We start from the raw sequence: 17,340 nt of genomic DNA, 5'->3' as shown, positions 1-17,340 counted from the left end.
TCGTCGTTTCGGGAGCGCGGGCGCGCCGCTCGTAGAATCGGCACCATGATGCGCCGGATCGACCTCAGGGGGGCCGCCACCGACGGCGGCCCGGTGGACTACCGCGCGGCCGTGCCGCGCGCGGAGTTCGACATCGAGGCCGCGACGCATGCCGTCCGCCCGATCCTCGACGCCGTCCGCACGCGCGGGGTCGAGGCGATCCGCGAGTACGGCCAGCAGTTCGACGGCGTCGACCTCGACGACGTCCGGGTTCCCCCGGCCGCGCTGCAGCAGGCCCTGGCCGACCTCGACCCGGCGATCCGCGCCGGCCTGGAGGAGTCCGTGCGCCGGCTCCGGCTGACCTGCGCGGCCGAGCTCGAGCACGACGTCACCACCGACCTCGGGCCGGGCGCGCGCGTCGTGCACCGCAAGGTGCCCATCGGCCGGGTCGGCCTCTACGTGCCCGGAGGCCTGGCGCCGCTGGTCTCCAGCGTGCTGATGAACGTCGTGCCCGCCCAGACCGCCGGCGTCGGCTCGATCGCCCTGGCCAGCCCGCCGCAGAAGGACTTCGGCGGGCAGGTCCACCCCACGATCATGGCGGCCTGCGCCCTGCTCGGCGTCGAGGAGGTGTACGCCGTCGGCGGCGCCCAGGCGATCGCGATGTTCGCCTACGGGGCCGGCGAGTGCGCGAAGGTCGACCTGGTGACCGGGCCGGGCAACGTCTACGTCGCCGCGGCGAAGCGGATGGTCCGTGGCGAGGTCGGCATCGACTCCGAGGCCGGTCCCACCGAGATCGCGATCCTGGCCGACGACACCGCGGACGCGGCGTACGTCGCCGCCGACCTGATCAGCCAGGCCGAGCACGACCCGATGGCCGCCAGCGTGCTGGTCACGCCGAGCGAGCGGCTCGCCGACGACGTGCTGGCCGAGCTCGACAAGCAGGTCTCCGCGACGAAGCACTCCGAGCGGATCCACACCGCGCTGACCGGCGCGCAGTCGGGCGTCGTCCTGGTCGAGGACCTCGAGCAGGGCCTCGCGGTCGTCGAGGCCTACGCCGCCGAGCACCTCGAGATCCAGACCGCCGACGCGTCCGCCTGGGCCGCCCGGGTGACCACCGCCGGCGCGGTCTTCGTCGGCTCGCACGCTCCCGTCAGCCTCGGCGACTACTGCGCCGGGTCGAACCACGTGCTGCCCACCGCGGGCTGCGCCTGCCACAGCAGCGGGCTGTCGGTCCGGGCCTTCACCCGCTCGATGCACGTCGTCGACTACTCCGAGGCGGCGCTGGCCGAGGTCGCCGACCACGTGGTGACGCTGGCGGAGGCCGAGGACCTGCCGGGCCACGGCGCGGCGGTCAGGGTGCGATTCGAGTGACGTTCCCTCCGATCCGGGAGGAGCTGCGCGGCCTCGAGCCGTACGGCGCCCCCCAGCTGGACGTGCCCGTCCAGCTCAACACGAACGAGAACCCCTACGGGCCGTCGCCGGCCTGCGTGGCCGACATCGCGACCGCTGTCGCGCACGCGGCGAGCGGGCTGCACCGCTACCCCGACCGCGAGCACGTCGAGCTGCGCACCGCGCTGGCGGCGTACCTCTCCGCGGACACGCCGCACGGCGTCACGCCCGAGCAGGTGTGGGCGGCCAACGGGTCCAACGAGGTGATGCTGCAGCTGCTGCAGGCCTTCGGCGGGCCCGGACGCGCGGCGCTGAGCTTCGCGCCGACGTACTCGATGTATCCGGAGTACGCCCGCGACACCCACACCCGCTGGGTGCAGGGGCACCGGGCCGACGACTTCTCGATCGACCTCGACGCCGCGGTCGCGCTGATCGAGGCCGAGCGGCCGAGCGTGGTGCTGCTGCCGAGCCCCAACAACCCGACCGGCACCGCGCTGCCGCCGGAGGCCGTCGGCCGGCTCGCCACGGCGGTGGGGGAGCAGGGCATCCTGGTCGTCGACGAGGCGTACGGCGAGTTCCGTCGCGCCGGCGTGCCGAGCGCGCTGGAGCTGCTGCCCGAGCACCGCAACCTGGTCGTGACGCGCACGATGAGCAAGGCGTTCGCGGCCGCCGGGCTGCGGCTCGGCTACCTGGCCGCCGACCCCGCGATCTGCGACGCGATCCGGGTGGTCCGGCTGCCGTACCACCTCTCCGCGGTCACCCAGGCGACCGCGCTGGCCGCGTTGCGGCACGCGCCCGAGCTGCTCGGGAAGGTCGACGAGCTGCGGGCCGAGCGCGACGCCACCGTCGCGTGGCTGCGTGAGCGGGGACTGCAGGTGGCCGACAGCGACGCCAATTTCGCGTTGTTCGGCACCTTCCCCGACCGCCATGCTGTGTGGCAGGGCCTGTTGGACCGGGGGGTGCTGATCCGCGAGGTCGGCCCCGACGGGTGGTTGCGGGTGTCGATCGGCACCGCCGACGAGATGCAAGCGTTCCGGAAAGCACTGACGGAGGTTGTGGGATGAGCAGGACCGCACGGATCGAGCGGCAGACCAGCGAGTCGAAGGTGCTCGTCGAGGTCGACCTCGACGGGTCCGGCCGCCACGAGATCTCCACCGGCATCGGCTTCTACGACCACATGCTCACCGCGTTCGCGCGGCACAGCCTGGTCGACCTGACCGTGCAGTCCGAGGGCGACCACTGGATCGACGCCCACCACACGACCGAGGACACCGCGATCGCCCTCGGCCAGGCGCTGCGCCAGGCGCTGGGGGACAAGAAGGGCATCCGCCGCTTCGGCGACGCCACCGTGCCGCTCGACGAGGCGCTGGTGCAGGCCGTCGTCGACGTGTCGGGCCGGCCGTACTGCGTGCACACCGGCGAGCCGGAGGGTCAGCAGTACGTCCAGCTCGGCGGCAGCACCCCGGCGTACCTCGGGTCGCTGACGCAGCACGTCTTCGAGTCGATCGCCTTCCACGCCCACTTCGCGCTGCACGTGCGGGTGCTGGCCGGCCGCGAGCCGCACCACATCGTGGAGACCCAGTTCAAGGCGTTCGCCCGAGCCTTCCGCGACGCGGTCGCGTTCGACCCGCGCGAGACCGGCATCCCCTCGACCAAGGGAGCTCTTTGAGCGCCAAGCGCGTCGTCGTCCTCGACTACGGGTCGGGCAACCTCCGCTCCGCGGTCCGCGCCGTCGAGCGCGCGGGCGCGGAGGTCACCCTGACCAGCGACTTCGACGCGGCCCTGGAGGCCGCCGGCCTGTTGGTCCCCGGCGTCGGGGCGTACGCCGCGTGCATGGCCGGCCTCCGCGAGGTCAAGGGCGACCGGCTGATCGGTCGCCGCCTCGCGGGCGGGCGTCCGGTGCTCGGCATCTGCGTGGGCATGCAGATCCTCTTCGCGCGCGGGGTCGAGCACGGCGTCGAGACCGAGGGCTGCGACGAGTGGCCGGGCGTCGTCGAGCGGTTGCAGGCGCCGGTGGTGCCGCACATGGGCTGGAACACCGTCGACGTCCCCGCGGGCACGAACCTGTTCGCGGGGATCGAGCACGAGCGGTTCTACTTCGTGCACTCCTACGGTGTGCGTGACTGGACCCTGGTCACCAACGACCGGACCAAGGCTCCGCTGGTGACCTGGGCGCAGCACGGCGACGACCGGTTCGTCGCCGCGGTCGAGAACGGCCCGCTGACCGCGACCCAGTTCCACCCGGAGAAGTCCGGCGACGCCGGCGCGGCCCTGCTGCGCAACTGGGTCCGGTCGCTGTGATCCTCCGATGAGCAAGGAGCGCGCCCTCCGCCGCGCCGAGCGCGAGCGGGAGGCGGCGGTCGTCGCCGCCGCGCGGGCGGCCGAGGCCGAGCGGCGCGAGCGCCGCGAGGCCCGGCTGCGCGCGGTGACCTCGCGCCTGCCGCGCCGTCGTCCCCGGCAGCGTGGCGTGCTCGTCGAGCGCCGCCGCAAGCAGGTCTGGGCGACCGCCGCGCTCCTGCTCCTCGCCAACGTGCTCGTCTTCGCGTTCTCCCACGACTGGGCGGCTCGCGCCATGGCCCTCGCGATCACGCCGCTGGCCGCCCCCGTCCTCTACACCCTGCTGTTCCGCCGCCGTACCTAGAGAGAAGTCGCATGTCCTACCTCCAGCTCCTCCCCGCCGTCGACATCACCGAGGGCCGCGCGGTCCAGCTCGCCCAGGGCGTGGCCGGCTCCGAGCGCGTGTACGGCGACCCGGTGGCCGCCGCGCGCCGCTGGCAGGACGCCGGCGCGGAGTGGCTGCACCTCGTCGACCTCGACGCGGCCTTCGGGCGCGGCACCAACCGCGAGCTGCAGGCCGAGATCGTCGGCGCGCTCGACATCCAGGTCGAGATGAGCGGCGGCATCCGCGACGACGAGTCGCTCGAGGCGGCGCTCGCCACGGGATGCCGGCGGGTCAACATCGGCACCGCCGCGCTGGAGCAGCCGGAGTGGTGCGCCCGGATCATCGCCGAGCACGGCGACCGGATCGCGATCGGTCTCGACGTCCGCGGCACCACCCTCGCCGCCCGCGGCTGGACCAAGGACGGCGGCGACCTGTACGAGACGCTGGCCCGCCTCGACTCCGAGGGCTGCGCCCGCTACGTCGTCACCGACGTCAACAAGGACGGCATGCTCGCCGGCCCCAACCTGCAGCTGCTGCAGGACGTCTGCGCGGCCACCGAGGCGCCCGTGATCGCCTCCGGCGGAGTGAGCACGCTCGCCGACATCGAGGCGCTGATGGCCCTGGTGCCGGCGGGCGTCGAGGGCGCGATCGCGGGCACCGCGCTCTACGAGGGCCGGTTCACGCTCGAGGACGCCCTGGCGCTGACCAAGGGCGCCTCGGCGTGAGCCTCGCCGTACGCGTCATCCCGTGCCTGGACGTCGACGGCGGCCGGGTGGTCAAGGGCATCAACTTCCAGGACCTGCGTGACGCCGGCGACCCCGTCGAGCTCGCCAAGGTGTACGACGCCGAGGGCGCCGACGAGCTGACCTTCCTCGACATCTCCGCCTCCCACGAGGGTCGTGCGACCACGATGGAGATCGTCTCGGCGACCGCCGAGCAGGTCTTCATCCCGCTCACGGTCGGCGGGGGAGTCTCCTCCGTCGAGGACGTCGACCGGCTGCTGCGCGCGGGAGCCGACAAGGTCGCCATGAACACCGCCGCGATCCGCCGTCCCGAGCTGATCGCCGAGGTCGCCGGCCGGTTCGGCAACCAGGTGCTGGTGCTCTCCGTGGACGCGCGGCGCGCCGCGGGCACGGACTCGGGCTTCGAGGTCACGACCCACGGCGGCCGGCAGTCCGCCGGGATCGACGCGGTCGCCTGGGCGGTGCGGGCCGCCGAGCTGGGCGCCGGGGAGATCCTGCTCAACGCCATGGACGCCGACGGCACCCAGGACGGCTTCGACCTGGAGCTGATCCGGGCGGTCCGGCGCGAGGTCGGCATCCCCGTGATCGCCTCGGGCGGCGCGGGCGCGACCGAGCACTTCCCGCCCGCGGTCGACGCCGGCGCCGACGCGGTGCTCGCCGCGACGGTCTTCCACTTCGGCACCCTGCGGATCTCCGAGGTGAAGTCGGCGCTCGCCGACGCGGGTCATCCGGTCCGGTGAGGGGTACTCCATGCCCATGACCGATCAGACCTTCAGCCGGGCCATCTCCGTGGCGACGCTGGGCTACGGCGTCTACTCGCTGGTGCGGCCCGAGCACCTCGGGCGCGTGATGGAGTCCGACGCGTTCGAGAAGCCGACGTACGACAGGCTCGCGCGGACGTACGGCGTGCGCGACACCGTCATCGGCGCCCTGGGCCTGCTCGGTCCGACGCCGACGGTGGTCCGCACGGCGATGGCGCTGCGCATCGCCGGCGACCTCGCCGACACGGTGGTGCTGGGCATGAAGGCGCCCAACGGCCGGGTGCGCACGAAGGTGCTGGCCGTGACGCTCGGCTACGCCGCCGTCAACGCCGCCGCCCTGGCGCGCGACGCTCGACGTCGCTAGCGGAACGTCCGCCGGGCCCGGGTGAACGCCCCGACCGGGTCGGGGCCGACGACCGTGCCCCAGACGAGGGTGTCGACGCGCTCGCCGAGCAGGTCGAGGTAGACCGGGGTCTCCCGCCGGCGCGAGGCCGCGGCGAGGCGGGCGGCGAGGCTGCTGGCGGCCTCCGTGTGCTCGACCTCGTCCTCGCTGCACGAGACCAGGTAGTCCCACGCCGGCGGCAGGGCCTCGGCGAGCATCTGCTCGGCGAGCTCGTCCGGCTCGCGGCGCAGCGCGCTGAGGGCGGCGTACGCCGGCAGCAGCACCAGGCGGCTCTGCGGGTCGACCTCCGCGGAGCCGACCGCGAAGTCCCACGACTCCTCGGTCCGGCCGTGCCAGCGGGCGGAGAGCAGCTCGACCACGGCGGCCCGCCACGCGAACCCGGTCGGTGAGGCCGCCTCCGCCTCCATCACCAGCTCGCGGATCCGCGCGGCGTCGTACCCGAGACCGTGGGCCTGGTCGAACAGCGCCGACCAGGTCGTGGGGTCGGCGGGCGCGCGGTCGCGCGCGGCCTCCAGCACCAGCGACGCGGCCGCCAGCCGCTGCTGCGGGTCCTCCGAGGCCCGGGCGAGCCGGACCTCGGTGACCGCCCGGGTGGTCAGGGCGTCCTGGGTGCCGGTCGACGTGCGCGCCCAGTCCTCGATCCACCCGGTGCCGCGGTCGGCACGCGCCGCCCGGGCGATCAGCTGGTGGCGGTGGTGCCAGCGGCCCTGCTCGCGCAGCTCGGTGAGACGGGTGCCGAGTCCCTGCGGTGCACCGGCGTGCGCGGCCTCGATGAGCGGGAGGTCGTCGGCCAGGTGCGGATCGATCTCGAGCTGGGCGGTCGGCTGGCGGGAGAAGAGACCCATAGGGGAGGAGATTACGGCCCCCGGGGTACGCCGCCGCGGGCGCCGGTCGCGAGACCCGGGCTCCCGGCAGGAATTCGGTCGCTGTCGGTGGCCGGGAATAGATTGGCCGATCCGCGCGGTTGCGGCGGGGCGAAGGACGGGGTGCAGGTGACGGACGAGCGGACCAGCGGGCGCGGATCGACACGCGCGGGCTTCGCCGTACTCCTCGTCGCCATCCGGCGCGAGCCGTGGGTCTTCGCGATCTCCACGCTCGGCAGCGTGCTCTTCGGCGCGCTGACGGTCGCCGACGCCTGGGTGCTCGGCTGGTCGACCGACCACGTCCTGCTGCCCGCGTTCGAGTCGGGCGAGGTCGGCGGCGACATGCTGCTGGCGATCCTCGCCCTCTTCGTCGGCGTCGCGATCCTGCGCGCGGTCGGGATCATCGCCCGTCGGCTGGGTGCGGGGATCATGCAGTACCGCATGCAGGCTCACACCCGCCGCGCGGTGACCCGGCAGTACCTCTCCCTCCCGATGGAGTGGCACCAGCGGCACCCCACCGGCCAGCTGCTGTCCAACGCCAACTCCGACGTCGAGGCGGCCTGGGGGCCGATCGCGCCGCTGCCGATGGCCGTGGGGACGGTCGCGATGATGGTGATCGCCGTCGCCCAGATGCTCGTCGCCGACCTGGTCCTCGCGCTGGTCGGGCTGCTCGTGTTCCCGGCGGTGATGGCCGCCAACGTCGCCTACCAGCGCCTCGCGCAGGGGTGGATGACTCGCGCCCAGCAGCTGCGCGCGGAGCTCAGCGAGATCGCGCACGAGTCGTTCGACGGCGCCCTCGTGGTGAAGACCCTGGGCCGCGAGGGCGAGGAGACGGACCGCTTCGCCGCCAAGTCGCACGAGCTGCGCGACGTCAACATCCGCGCCGGCCGGATCCGCGCGGCGTTCGACCCGACGCTGGCGGCCCTGCCCAACCTCGGCGTCCTGATCGTGCTCGCCGTCGGTGTCTCCCGGGTTCTGAACGGGCAGACCGACGCCGGGGCCGTGGTGACCGTCGCCTACCTGCTCACCATCGTCTCGTTCCCGATCCGCTCGATCGGCTGGCTGCTCGGCGAGCTGCCGCGCAGCGTGGTCGGCTACGAGCGGGTGCGCTCCGTGCTCGACGAGACCGGTGAGATGCCGTACGGCGACCGCAGCACCGCCGCGACCGGCGCCGGAGCCCGGCTCGACGTCGACGGCCTGGTCTACGCCTACGACGCCGACCAGGAGCTGCTGCGGGAGGTGACCTTCTCGGTCGAACCCGGCCGCACCCTCGCGGTGGTCGGCGCCACCGCCTCCGGCAAGAGCACGCTCACCACCCTGCTGACCCGCCTGATCGACCCCGACGACGGGCGGGTGCTGCTCGACGGCACCGACCTGCGTGACCTGGCCGCCGGCGAGCTGGCCCGGGTCGTCGCCGTCGTCCCGCAGTCGGCGTTCCTCTTCGACGACACCGTCCGCGGCAACGTCACGCTGGGCGCCGACGTCACCGACGACGAGGTCTGGGCGGCGCTGCGCGCGGCCCAGGCCGACGGCTTCGTCGCCGCCCTCGACGGCGGCCTCGACGCGCGGCTGGGGGAGCGCGGCACCTCGCTGTCGGGCGGCCAGCGCCAGCGCGTCTCACTGGCGCGCGCCCTCGTCCGCCGCCCGCGGCTGCTGATCCTCGACGACGCCACGTCCGCGGTCGACCCCGAGGTCGAGGCGCGGATCCTGGAGGCGCTGCGCTCCGGGGACTCCGAGGGCGGCTCCGACACGACGCTGGTCGTCGTCGCCTACCGCAAGGCCACCATCGGGCTGGCCGACGAGGTTGTCCACCTGGAGGACGGCCGGATCGCCGCCCGCGGCACGCACGCGGAGCTGCTCGACCGCAGCCCGTCGTACGCCCGGCTGGTCAACGCCTACGAGCACGAGCAGGACGAGCTCGCGGGGGAGACGACATGAGCACCACCCTGGACACCGGCGAGGACATCTCCGCGCTGCGCACCCTGCGCCGCGGCGTGCACTTCTCGCCCGAGCTCGTCGAGGGCATCTGGGGCACGCTGGTGCTCGCCGTCCTCGCCTCGGTCGGTCAGATCGTCGTGCCGGTGGCCGTCCAGCAGGTCCTCGACAAGGGGCTCGGGGCCGAGGGCGGCCCCGACGTGTCGTTCACGGTGTGGACCGGCGTGCTCGCCGCCCTCGCGATCGTCGGCACGAGCGTGGCGTCGTACGCCATGACGAAGCGGCTCTTCGTCACCTCCGAGCGCGGACTCGCGACCCTGCGGATCAAGGCGTTCCGCCACGTCCACGACCTCCCACTGCTCACCCAGAACACCGAGCGCCGCGGCGCGCTGGTCTCGCGGGTGACCAGCGACGTCGACCAGGTCAGCCAGTTCCTCGTCTTCGGCGGCCTGCTGCTGATCGTCAGCGTCGGCCAGGTGCTGGTGGCGACCGTGGTGATGCTGGTCTACAGCTGGCAGCTCACCATCGTGGTCTGGCTCTGCTTCCTGCCGCTCTTCCTCTCGCTGCGCTACTTCCAGCGCAAGCTCTCCGACGCCTACGGCACCGTGCGCCGCCAGGTCGGCCTGATGCTCTCGGCGATCTCCGAGCCGGTGGTCGGCGCGGCGGTCGTCCGGGCGTACGCCGTCGAGACCCGCACCCAGGCCCGCATCGACGAGGCGATCGCGGTGCACCAGGCCGCGAGCACCCGCGCCCAGGGCTTCACCGCGGTCTCGTTCTCCCTGGGCGGCCTGTCGGCGGGGCTCGCCAACGCCGGCGTGCTGATCGTCGGGATCTGGCTCGGGCAGGGCGTGATTCCCGGCGCGGAGGACATCACCGCCGGTCAGGTCCTCGCCTTCGCGTTCCTGGTGACGCTGTTCGTCGGCCCGGTGCAGATGGGCACCCAGATCCTCACCGACGCCCAGAACGCGATCGCCGGCTGGCGCCGGGTCATCGGCATCCTCGATACGCCCGCGGATCTGGTCGACCCCGGTCCGTCGGGTCGCCGGTTGCCCCGCGGCCCGATCGACGTCCGCTTCGACGGCGTCACCTTCGCCTACCCCGGCGGCCCGCCGGTGCTGAGCGACGTCACGCTCGACCTCGCTGCCGGCACCCGGGTCGCGATCGTCGGCGAGACCGGCTCCGGGAAGTCCACCTTCGCGAAGCTGCTCACCCGGCTGATGGACCCGAGCGAGGGCGCGGTGCTCCTCGACGGCATCGACGTGCGCGACGTCGCCCAGGAGTCGCTGCGCCGGGGTGTCGTCCTGGTTCCGCAGGAGGGCTTCCTCTTCGACGACACGCTCACCGCCAACGTCCGCTACGGCAAGCTCGACGCCACCGAGGCGGAGATCCGCGCCAGCGCGGACGAGCTCGGCCTCGGCGACTGGCTCGCCGGCCTGCCGCGCGGCCTGGAGACCCGGGTCGGCCAGCGCGGCGAGTCGCTCTCGGCAGGGGAGCGCCAGCTGGTCGCCCTGCTCCGGGCCCACCTCGCCGACCCCGACCTGCTGGTCCTCGACGAGGCCACCAGCTCGGTCGACCCCGAACTCGAGATGCGCATCGGCCGCGCCCTGGAGCGGCTGATGTCCGGCCGCACGTCGGTCACCATCGCCCACCGGCTCTCGACGGCCGAGAGCGCCGACGAGGTCGTCGTGGTCGACGCCGGCCGCGTCGTCCAGCGCGGCCCGCACGCGGAGCTCGCCGCCCAGGAGGGCTCCGTGTACGCCGGCCTGCACGCCTCGTGGACGGCACAAGCCTCCGTGCGCTGAGCAAGCCTCCGTGGGCGGAGCGAGACTGCGAGCTCCGACCACGATGAGAGGCGCAGATTGAGGAGGGCTCGGCGCGACCGGAGCGGAGCGACGGACGCGCGACCCGTCTCGAAATCCATCCCGAGTGCGCGAGCTGATCCGCACGCGGTGGTGGGGAGCTCGACTGCGACGCCCGCGCGACCCGTGTCGAAATCCCGTCCTGCTGTGCGAGTGGGGCTCGTGAACGTGTAACTGAGAGAATGTCCGGCATGTCTCTCGATGCCGCCGTCGCGGCCCGGCTCAAGCGCACGACCGACGGGCTGGTGCCCGCCGTGGTGCAGCAGCACGACACCGGCGAGGTGCTGATGCTCGGCTGGATGGACGACGAGGCCCTGCAGCGCACGCTCACGACGGGGCGGGCGACGTACTGGTCGCGCTCGCGCCAGGAGTACTGGATCAAGGGCGACACCTCCGGTCACGTGCAGTGGGTCAAGGAGGTCCGGCTCGACTGCGACGGTGACACCCTGCTCGTCAAGGTCGACCAGGAGGGCGCCGCCTGCCACACCGGCGACCGCACCTGCTTCGACGCCGATCGGCTGCTGTGACGGGCCGGATGGGCGGACGGCGCTCCTTCGGCCCGGTCGTGTTGCTCGGGCTGGCGGCCGGAGCGCTGGCGGCGGTCGCCGGGAGCAGGCGCTGGGTCGACTTCGACGAGGGCCGGACGATCTCCGACGACGCCGCCCTCGTCGGCTACTCGCTCTCCGAGTCCGCGGGCGAGGTGCCGCTGGCCGGGGCGCTCGCCCTGGTCGTGCTGGCCTGCTGGGGTGTCGTGCTCGTCACCCGGGGGCTGGTACGCCGCGCGGTCACCGTGCTCGGCCTGCTCGCCTCCCTGGGCCTGCTGGCGACCACCGTGCTGGGCTGGGGCCAGGCCGCGGACGGCATCCGCGACGCCTTCGCCGGCTCCAGTGCGAGCCCCGACCTGGGGCGCACGGTCTGGTACTGGGTCGCCCTCCTCTGCTCGGTGGCCTCCGTGGCGGCCTTCGCGCTCGCCGTACGCCTGGTACCGAACTGGCCCGAGATGGGCCGGCGCTACGACGCGCCAGCGTCGTCAGCGGCCCCCGAGCGCCCCGACGCGGCGCCCGAGGACCAGTCGAACCTGGACCTGTGGAAGGCCCTGGACGAGGGTCGCGACCCGACCGATCCACCCCATCCCTAGAATGAGTCCGCGCACGCTCCGACGCGTGCCCGACGTACCCCTGACACCCCTCGAGGAGCCAGCACGATGAGCGCCAACCACGGCAACACCCCTGCAGCCTGGACCGCGGTCGTGATCGCGCTGCTCGGGTTCGTGGTCGGCGGGGTCGGCCTGATGCTGGACCCCGCGAGCTGGGTCGTGTTCTGGGTCGGCGTGGGCCTGGTCGTCGCCGCCGGCGTCGTCTTCATCGTGATGGACAAGCTGGGCCTGCACGGCACCAGCCACTGAGCGTGCTCCCGTGAGCGACCGGCTCGCCCTCGCGTCGCCGCCCACGCGGCGGCAGCGGATGGTGGCGCCGGCGCTCACGATCGGCGGCCTCGCGGCCGCCACCCTCGCCCTGCACCTGCGCGACCCGCACCAGAGCGGCTCGTGGGGCTTCTGCCCGACGGCGGCGATGGGCTTCGCCTGCCCGGGCTGCGGCGGCCTGCGGGCGGTCAACGACCTCACCCACCTCGACCTCGCCGCGGCGGCGTCGAGCAACCTGGCCTTCGTCGTCGCGCTGCCGTTCCTGGTCGCGCTGATCGCGGTGTGGACCGTACGGCGCTGGCGGGGGAGCGAGACGCTGGCCGACTGGCAGCTGCGTCAGCGGGTCGCGGTCGGGGCGTTGGCGCTGCTCGCGGTCTTCACCGTGCTGCGGAACCTGCCCGCCGGCAGCTGGCTGGCGCCCTGACGCTGCGGCGGCACGCCGGCGCAGCGCCAGGACGGTCGATCAGTCGCCCGAGGTGTTCGTGTAGGTGATGTCGATGACCCCCGTGGCGACGAGGATCCAGTACAGGACGCCCAGCGCGACGCCGATGACGCCGAGGATGAACCCCCACTGCGCGAGGCCGTCGCCCTTCTTGGCGCCGTTCGAGTCGCGGATGTCCTTCTTGCCGAGCTGGCCGAAGACGATGCCGAGGATCGAGAAGATCAGGCATCCCCAGAAGCAGGGGATGACACCGACGATGCCGAGCACCAGACCGGCGATCGCCATGCCGGAGGTCTTCTGCGGCGCGGCACCGCCGTAGGGCGGCTGCGGGGCGCCGTACTGGGGCGGAGGGGGTTCGGAGTAGCTCACGTCTCGTCGTCCTTCGTCGGGCGGCCGGCGACGGAGCCGGCCGAGTGGAGGGAAACGTACCGCCCTGCGGGCGGGTCAAACCTCGCCGGGTGAGAGACTGGAGAAGTCCACCTCGCCCGCTGTTCCGGAGGCTTACGCATGTCCGTGCTCGACGACATCGTCGCCGGGGTCCGGGCCGACCTCGCGGAGCGCGAGGCGGCCGTGCCCCTGTCCGACCTGCGCGCCGCGCTCGCCGACGTCGACGCGCCGCGCGACCCGATGCCGCACTTCCGTGCGCCGGGTTCGAGCGTGATCGCCGAGGTGAAGCGCAAGAGCCCGAGCAAGGGCGCGCTCGCCGACATCCCCGACCCCGCCGACCTGGCGCGTGCGTACGCCGCCGGTGGTGCGGGCGCGATCAGCGTGCTGACCGAGCAGCGCCGCTTCGGTGGCAGCCTCGACGACCTGCGCGCCGTCCGGGCCGCCGTCGACGTTCCGGTCCTGCGCAAGGACTTCATCGTCACCAGCTACCAGCTCGTGGAGGCCCGCGCCGCCGGCGCCGACCTGGCGCTGCTGATCGTCGCGGCTCTCGACGACGACGAGCTGCGACGACTCCACGACGAGGCCCGCGAGCTCGGCCTGACCGTGCTCGTGGAGGCCCACGACGAGGCCGAGACCGAGCGCGCGGTCGAGCTCGGCGCCGAGCTGGTCGGGATCAACGCACGCAACCTCAAGACGCTGGAGATCGACACGGATGCCTTCGGGCGCCTGGCACCGTTGGTGCCCGACGACCGCGTGAAGGTCGCCGAGTCGGGGATCTTCTCGCCGACCGACGTGAAGCGCTTCGTCTCCGAGGGTGCCCGCGCGGTGCTCGTCGGCGAGGCGCTGGTCAAGGACGGCGACCCCCGCGCAGCGGTGGCCGCCATGACGGGAGTGGAAGCATGACGACGCAGGTCGAGCGCACGACGTCGTACGACGCCGACGAGCGCGGCTGGTTCGGAGACTTCGGCGGCCGGTTCATGCCCGAGGCCCTGATCGCGGCCCTCGACGAGCTGACCGTGGCGTGGCAGGAGGCGATGGCCGACCCGGCGTTCGTGGCCGAGTTCGACACCATCCTGCGCGAGTACGCCGGCCTCCCGAGCCCGCTGTTCCTCGCGGAGCGGCTCAGCGAGCGGGTGGGCTGCCGGGTGCTGCTCAAGCGCGAGGACCTCAACCACACCGGCGCTCACAAGATCCGCAACGTGCTCGGCCAGGCGCTGCTCACCAAGCGGATGGGCAAGACCCGGGTGATCGCCGAGACCGGCGCGGGCCAGCACGGCGTCGCGAGCGCGACCGCGGCGGCGTACTTCGGCCTGGACTGCACGGTCTACATGGGCGCGGTCGACACCCGCCGCCAGGCGCTCAACGTCGCCCGGATGAACCTGCTCGGGGCCAAGGTCGTCCCGGTGGAGTCCGGCTCGGCCACGCTGAAGGACGCCATCAACGAGGCGCTGCGCGACTGGGTCGCCAGCGTCGACCACACCGCCTACCTCTTCGGCACGGCGGCCGGCCCGCACCCGTTCCCCAGCATGGTGCGCGACTTCACGCGCGGCATCGGCGACGAGGCCCGCGCCCAGTGCCTGGAGAAGTACGGCGTGCTGCCCGACGCCATCGCGGCCTGCGTGGGCGGCGGCTCGAACGCCATCGGCCTGTTCACCGCGTTCCTCGACGACCCCGACGTGGCCATCTACGGCTTCGAGCCGGGCGGCGACGGCGTCGACACGCCCCGCCACGCCGCCACCATCTGGGCCGGCGACCGCGGAGTCCTGCACGGCGCGCGCACCTACGTGCTCCAGGACGAGGACGGGCAGACGATCGAGTCGCACTCGATCTCCGCCGGTCTCGACTACCCGGGCGTCGGTCCCCAGCACGCCCACCTCGCCCAGACCGGGCGGGCGTCGTACCTCCCCGTCACCGACGACGAGGCGATGGCGGCGCTGGCGCTGCTCAGCCGCACCGAGGGCATCATCCCTGCGATCGAGTCGGCGCACGCCGTGGCCGGCGGCCTGCAGGTCGCCGAGCGGCTCGCGGCCGAGAAGGGGCCGGAGGCCACCGTGCTGATCAACCTCAGCGGCCGCGGCGACAAGGACATGGGCACCGCCATCGAGTACTTCGGTCTCGGCGACCCGGACAAGGTGACGGAGGACCCCGTCGGATGACGACGAGCACCGCATTCGAGAAGGCGAAGGCCGACGGCCGCGCCGCACTGGTCGGCTACCTGCCCGCCGGCTACCCCGACGTCCAGGGCGGCATCGACGCGCTGAAGGCCATGGTCGACGCCGGCTGCGACGTCATCGAGATCGGCCTGCCCTACAGCGACCCGGTCATGGACGGCCCGACCATCCAGGCCGCCGCACAGGCCGCGCTCGAGGGCGGCGTACGCACCACCGATGTGCTGCGCACCGTCGAGGCGGTCGCGGCGACGGGCACGCCCACCGTCGTGATGACCTACTGGAACCCCGTCGAGAAGTACGGCGTCGAGCGGTTCGCCACCGACCTCGCCAACGCCGGGGGAGCGGGCCTGATCACGCCCGACCTGACCCCGGACTTCGCGCCGGAGTGGATCGCCGCCGCCGACGCCCGCGACCTCGACAAGATCTTCCTGGTCGCCCCGTCCTCGACCGACGAGCGGATCGCCATGACGACCGCCGCCTGCCGCGGGTTCGTCTACGCCACCGCCGTCATGGGCGTGACGGGTGCCCGCGCCACGACCAGCGACCTGGCCGGACCGCTCGTCGCCCGCACCCACGCGGCGGCTCCGGGCCTGCCGGTCGGCGTCGGCCTCGGGGTCAGCAACGGCGACCAGGCGGCCGAGATCGCCGCGTACGCCGACGGGGTCATCGTCGGGTCCGCGTTCGTGCGGACCCTCCTCGACCACGCGGACGACCGGGCGGCGGGCCTGCGCGCCCTGACCGCGCTGACCGAGGACCTCGCGAGCGGCGTACGACGTGCGTAGGCTCGGCATCGCCCTGGCCAGCGTGATCCTTCTCGCCGGCTGCGGCGGAGGTGCGTCCTCGGACGGCGAGCTCAGCGGCTCGGTGGTCGACCCGCCGTTCGAGGTCGGCACGACCGCGCTCCCGGACACCGACGGCCGACCGACCACGCTGCAGGACGGCGACGCCCGGCTGACCCTGGTCTTCTTCGGCTACACGAACTGCGCCACGGAGTGCCCGGCGGTGATGAGCACCGTCACCTCCGCCCTGACCCGACTCTCCGACGCCGATCGCGACGACGTCCAGCTGGTCTTCGTGAGCACCGACCCGTCCCGCGACACCGCCGAGGTGCTGCGCCGCTACCTCGACGGTTACGACCCGTCGTACGTCGGTCTCACCGGCGACCTCGAGGCGACCGTGGAGCTGGCCGAGACGGTCGGCATCTTCGTCGCGGACGCCGAGCAGATGGCCAGCGGCGGCTACGATCTCGGCAGCCACGGCACGCAGGTCGTCGGCATGGACGCCTCGGGCGAGGCCCCGGTCTTCTGGGGCATGGACACCTCGTCGGCGCAGTACGCCGCGGACATCGAGCTGCTGCTCGGAGGGGACTGAACGTGACCGGGTCGATCGTGCCGCTGGCCATCCCGAGCCCCGACAGCGGGGTCTGGCACCTCGGTCCGCTCCCGCTGCGGGGCTACGCGCTCGCGATCATCCTCGGCATCGTCGCCGCCATCTGGATCGGCGAGCGGCGCTGGGTCGCCCGGGGCGGCAAGCCGGGGGAGGTCCAGGACCTCGCGATCTGGGCCGTGCCGTTCGGCCTGGTCGGCGCCCGGATCTACCACGTCGTCACCGACCACAGCCTGTACTTCGGCGACGACCGCACCCCCTGGCGGGCGCTCTACGTCTGGGAGGGCGGGCTCGGGGTGTGGGGCGGCATCGCCGCCGGCGCCCTCGGGATCGTGGTCGGGGCGCGGGTCAAGGGGATCCGGCTGCTGCCGGTCCTCGACGCGCTCGCGCCCGGGGTCCTGGTCGCCCAGGCGATCGGGCGATGGGGCAACTGGTTCAACCAGGAGCTCTTCGGCAAGCCGACCGACCTGCCGTGGGCGCTCGAGGTCAGCGACGACACGGCGATCGCCGCCGGCCACCCCGCCGGCACGACCTTCCACCCCACGTTCCTCTACGAGTCGCTGTGGTGCCTGGCGGGCTTCGCGCTCCTGATCTGGCTCGACCGCCGGCTCCGGCTGGGTCACGGCCGGGTCCTGGCGCTCTACGTGATGATCTACACCCTGGGCCGCGGCTGGATCGAGACGCTGCGCATCGACAGCGTCGAGCTCTCCGACGTGGGCGGGCTGCGCTTCAACGTGTGGACGTCCATCGTGCTGTTCGTGCTGGCCGCGGCGTACTTCGCCTGGAGCAGCGTGCGCCACCCCGGTCGCGAGGAGCAGGTGTACGACGCGCCCGCGGACGAGACCGAGGACACCTCCGAGTCATCCGCCGGAGATCGCGAGTAGCACCGTCGCGGCAACGTGCTGGTAACCTGGGCAACTCCGCGCGGGCCAGTGTC

Annotated in this window: 21 protein-coding genes; 19 read left to right on the top strand and 2 right to left on the bottom strand. The window is 73.3% G+C overall.

All coding sequences use genetic code 11. The features are described from left to right. Positions 1-45 precede the first annotated feature (45 nt). Genes hisD through VMF51_RS08755 form a run of 8 tightly spaced genes read left to right on the top strand, consistent with a single transcriptional unit; the run spans position 46 to position 5,898 of the window. Positions 46-1,350, top strand: a complete 1,305-nt coding sequence (hisD, locus tag VMF51_RS08790; protein WP_325474038.1) for a histidinol dehydrogenase — start codon at positions 46-48, stop codon at positions 1,348-1,350. After that, entirely contained in the window at positions 1,347-2,432 is a 1,086-nt protein-coding gene (locus VMF51_RS08785) for a histidinol-phosphate transaminase (protein WP_325474037.1), read from the top strand. Before hisD ends, VMF51_RS08785 begins: the two co-directional genes overlap by 4 nt. Then, positions 2,429-3,037 carry an imidazoleglycerol-phosphate dehydratase HisB gene (hisB, locus tag VMF51_RS08780; RefSeq protein ID WP_325474036.1) on the top strand — a complete coding sequence of 203 codons (609 nt, stop codon included), beginning with the start codon at positions 2,429-2,431 and terminating at the stop codon, positions 3,035-3,037. Before VMF51_RS08785 ends, hisB begins: the two co-directional genes overlap by 4 nt. Next, positions 3,034-3,669, top strand: coding sequence for an imidazole glycerol phosphate synthase subunit HisH (gene hisH, locus VMF51_RS08775; protein WP_325474035.1), 636 nt, complete (start codon positions 3,034-3,036; stop codon positions 3,667-3,669). Before hisB ends, hisH begins: the two co-directional genes overlap by 4 nt. 7 nt (positions 3,670-3,676) lie before the next feature. After that, the gene (locus VMF51_RS08770) at positions 3,677-4,009 is read left to right on the top strand and encodes a hypothetical protein (RefSeq protein ID WP_325474034.1); all 333 of its coding nucleotides are present in this window, start codon (positions 3,677-3,679) and stop codon (positions 4,007-4,009) included. Positions 4,010-4,020: 11 nt separating this feature from the next. Further along, on the top strand, positions 4,021-4,755 hold the full coding sequence (priA, locus tag VMF51_RS08765) for a bifunctional 1-(5-phosphoribosyl)-5-((5-phosphoribosylamino)methylideneamino)imidazole-4-carboxamide isomerase/phosphoribosylanthranilate isomerase PriA (protein ID WP_325474033.1): 735 nt from the start codon (positions 4,021-4,023) through the stop codon (positions 4,753-4,755). Continuing rightward, positions 4,752-5,513, top strand: coding sequence for an imidazole glycerol phosphate synthase subunit HisF (gene hisF / locus VMF51_RS08760; RefSeq protein ID WP_325474032.1), 762 nt, complete (start codon positions 4,752-4,754; stop codon positions 5,511-5,513). The genes priA and hisF overlap by 4 nt, the downstream gene beginning before the upstream one ends. Positions 5,514-5,523: 10 nt before the next feature. Continuing rightward, on the top strand, positions 5,524-5,898 hold the full coding sequence (locus VMF51_RS08755; RefSeq protein ID WP_325474031.1) for a hypothetical protein: 375 nt from the start codon (positions 5,524-5,526) through the stop codon (positions 5,896-5,898). Here the strand turns inward: VMF51_RS08755 and VMF51_RS08750 are convergent. Further along, entirely contained in the window at positions 5,895-6,782 is an 888-nt protein-coding gene (locus VMF51_RS08750; protein ID WP_325474030.1) for a hypothetical protein, read from the bottom strand. The two genes, VMF51_RS08755 and VMF51_RS08750, sit on opposite strands and share 4 nt — an antisense overlap. Before the next feature lie 147 nt (positions 6,783-6,929). Between VMF51_RS08750 and VMF51_RS08745 the strand changes: the two genes are divergently transcribed. The 6 genes from VMF51_RS08745 to VMF51_RS08720 all read left to right on the top strand — a co-directional run bounded on the left by VMF51_RS08745 (position 6,930) and on the right by VMF51_RS08720 (position 12,441). Continuing rightward, the gene (locus tag VMF51_RS08745) at positions 6,930-8,738 is read left to right on the top strand and encodes an ABC transporter ATP-binding protein (RefSeq protein WP_325474029.1); all 1,809 of its coding nucleotides are present in this window, start codon (positions 6,930-6,932) and stop codon (positions 8,736-8,738) included. After that, a complete protein-coding gene (locus VMF51_RS08740) occupies positions 8,735-10,537 on the top strand; it encodes an ABC transporter ATP-binding protein (RefSeq protein ID WP_325474028.1) in 1,803 nt (600 codons plus the stop codon). Before VMF51_RS08745 ends, VMF51_RS08740 begins: the two co-directional genes overlap by 4 nt. Before the next feature lie 248 nt (positions 10,538-10,785). Further along, positions 10,786-11,121: a phosphoribosyl-AMP cyclohydrolase gene (gene hisI / locus VMF51_RS08735; RefSeq protein ID WP_325474027.1), complete on the top strand. Its 336-nt coding sequence runs from the start codon at positions 10,786-10,788 to the stop codon at positions 11,119-11,121. An 8-nt stretch (positions 11,122-11,129) separates the two neighbouring features. Then, positions 11,130-11,732: a Trp biosynthesis-associated membrane protein gene (locus VMF51_RS08730; protein WP_325474026.1), complete on the top strand. Its 603-nt coding sequence runs from the start codon at positions 11,130-11,132 to the stop codon at positions 11,730-11,732. 66 nt (positions 11,733-11,798) lie between these two features. Next, complete coding sequence (locus VMF51_RS08725) at positions 11,799-11,999, top strand: HGxxPAAW family protein (RefSeq protein WP_325474025.1); 201 nt, start codon at positions 11,799-11,801, stop codon at positions 11,997-11,999. A gap of 10 nt (positions 12,000-12,009) precedes the next feature. Continuing rightward, positions 12,010-12,441, top strand: a complete 432-nt coding sequence (locus VMF51_RS08720; protein WP_325474024.1) for a DUF2752 domain-containing protein — start codon at positions 12,010-12,012, stop codon at positions 12,439-12,441. Positions 12,442-12,480: 39 nt separating this feature from the next. Here the strand turns inward: VMF51_RS08720 and VMF51_RS08715 are convergent, their stop codons facing one another. Next, on the bottom strand, positions 12,481-12,828 hold the full coding sequence (locus VMF51_RS08715; protein WP_325474023.1) for a DUF4190 domain-containing protein: 348 nt from the start codon (positions 12,826-12,828) through the stop codon (positions 12,481-12,483). Positions 12,829-12,966: 138 nt separating this feature from the next. Here VMF51_RS08715 and trpC point away from each other — a divergent pair, with 138 nt between their 5' ends. Genes trpC through lgt form a run of 5 tightly spaced genes read left to right on the top strand, consistent with a single transcriptional unit; the run spans position 12,967 to position 17,287 of the window. Then, the gene (gene trpC / locus VMF51_RS08710) at positions 12,967-13,749 is read left to right on the top strand and encodes an indole-3-glycerol phosphate synthase TrpC (RefSeq protein ID WP_325474022.1); all 783 of its coding nucleotides are present in this window, start codon (positions 12,967-12,969) and stop codon (positions 13,747-13,749) included. Then, positions 13,746-15,002: a tryptophan synthase subunit beta gene (gene trpB, locus VMF51_RS08705; RefSeq protein WP_325474021.1), complete on the top strand. Its 1,257-nt coding sequence runs from the start codon at positions 13,746-13,748 to the stop codon at positions 15,000-15,002. The genes trpC and trpB overlap by 4 nt, the downstream gene beginning before the upstream one ends. Next, complete coding sequence (trpA, locus tag VMF51_RS08700) at positions 14,999-15,799, top strand: tryptophan synthase subunit alpha (protein WP_325474020.1); 801 nt, start codon at positions 14,999-15,001, stop codon at positions 15,797-15,799. The genes trpB and trpA overlap by 4 nt, the downstream gene beginning before the upstream one ends. Beyond that, positions 15,792-16,388, top strand: a complete 597-nt coding sequence (locus tag VMF51_RS08695; RefSeq protein WP_325474019.1) for an SCO family protein — start codon at positions 15,792-15,794, stop codon at positions 16,386-16,388. The genes trpA and VMF51_RS08695 overlap by 8 nt, the downstream gene beginning before the upstream one ends. A 2-nt stretch (positions 16,389-16,390) precedes the next feature. Further along, positions 16,391-17,287, top strand: a complete 897-nt coding sequence (gene lgt / locus VMF51_RS08690; RefSeq protein ID WP_325474018.1) for a prolipoprotein diacylglyceryl transferase — start codon at positions 16,391-16,393, stop codon at positions 17,285-17,287. The last annotated feature ends 53 nt before the right edge of the window (positions 17,288-17,340 follow it).

The organism is Nocardioides sp., assembly GCF_035503875.1.
Classification (GTDB): domain Bacteria; phylum Actinomycetota; class Actinomycetes; order Propionibacteriales; family Nocardioidaceae; genus Nocardioides.
The sequence above is the reverse complement of the archived record's forward strand: the minus strand, read 5'-3'. Positions and strand labels throughout refer to the sequence as shown.

Bases quoted from the DNA above. Each gene is read 5' to 3' on its own strand.
- hisD (WP_325474038.1), top strand. From the start codon at position 46: ATGATGCGCCGGATCGACCTCAGGGGGGCCGCCACCGACGGCGGCCCG.
- hisB (WP_325474036.1), top strand. From the start codon at position 2,429: ATGAGCAGGACCGCACGGATCGAGCGGCAGACCAGCGAGTCGAAGGTG.
- VMF51_RS08770 (WP_325474034.1), top strand. From the start codon at position 3,677: ATGAGCAAGGAGCGCGCCCTCCGCCGCGCCGAGCGCGAGCGGGAGGCG.
- priA (WP_325474033.1), top strand. From the start codon at position 4,021: ATGTCCTACCTCCAGCTCCTCCCCGCCGTCGACATCACCGAGGGCCGC.
- VMF51_RS08755 (WP_325474031.1), top strand. From the start codon at position 5,524: ATGCCCATGACCGATCAGACCTTCAGCCGGGCCATCTCCGTGGCGACG.
- VMF51_RS08750 (WP_325474030.1), bottom strand. From the start codon at position 6,782: ATGGGTCTCTTCTCCCGCCAGCCGACCGCCCAGCTCGAGATCGATCCG.
- VMF51_RS08740 (WP_325474028.1), top strand. From the start codon at position 8,735: ATGAGCACCACCCTGGACACCGGCGAGGACATCTCCGCGCTGCGCACC.
- hisI (WP_325474027.1), top strand. From the start codon at position 10,786: ATGTCTCTCGATGCCGCCGTCGCGGCCCGGCTCAAGCGCACGACCGAC.
- VMF51_RS08730 (WP_325474026.1), top strand. From the start codon at position 11,130: ATGGGCGGACGGCGCTCCTTCGGCCCGGTCGTGTTGCTCGGGCTGGCG.
- VMF51_RS08725 (WP_325474025.1), top strand. From the start codon at position 11,799: ATGAGCGCCAACCACGGCAACACCCCTGCAGCCTGGACCGCGGTCGTG.
- trpC (WP_325474022.1), top strand. From the start codon at position 12,967: ATGTCCGTGCTCGACGACATCGTCGCCGGGGTCCGGGCCGACCTCGCG.
- trpB (WP_325474021.1), top strand. From the start codon at position 13,746: ATGACGACGCAGGTCGAGCGCACGACGTCGTACGACGCCGACGAGCGC.
- trpA (WP_325474020.1), top strand. From the start codon at position 14,999: ATGACGACGAGCACCGCATTCGAGAAGGCGAAGGCCGACGGCCGCGCC.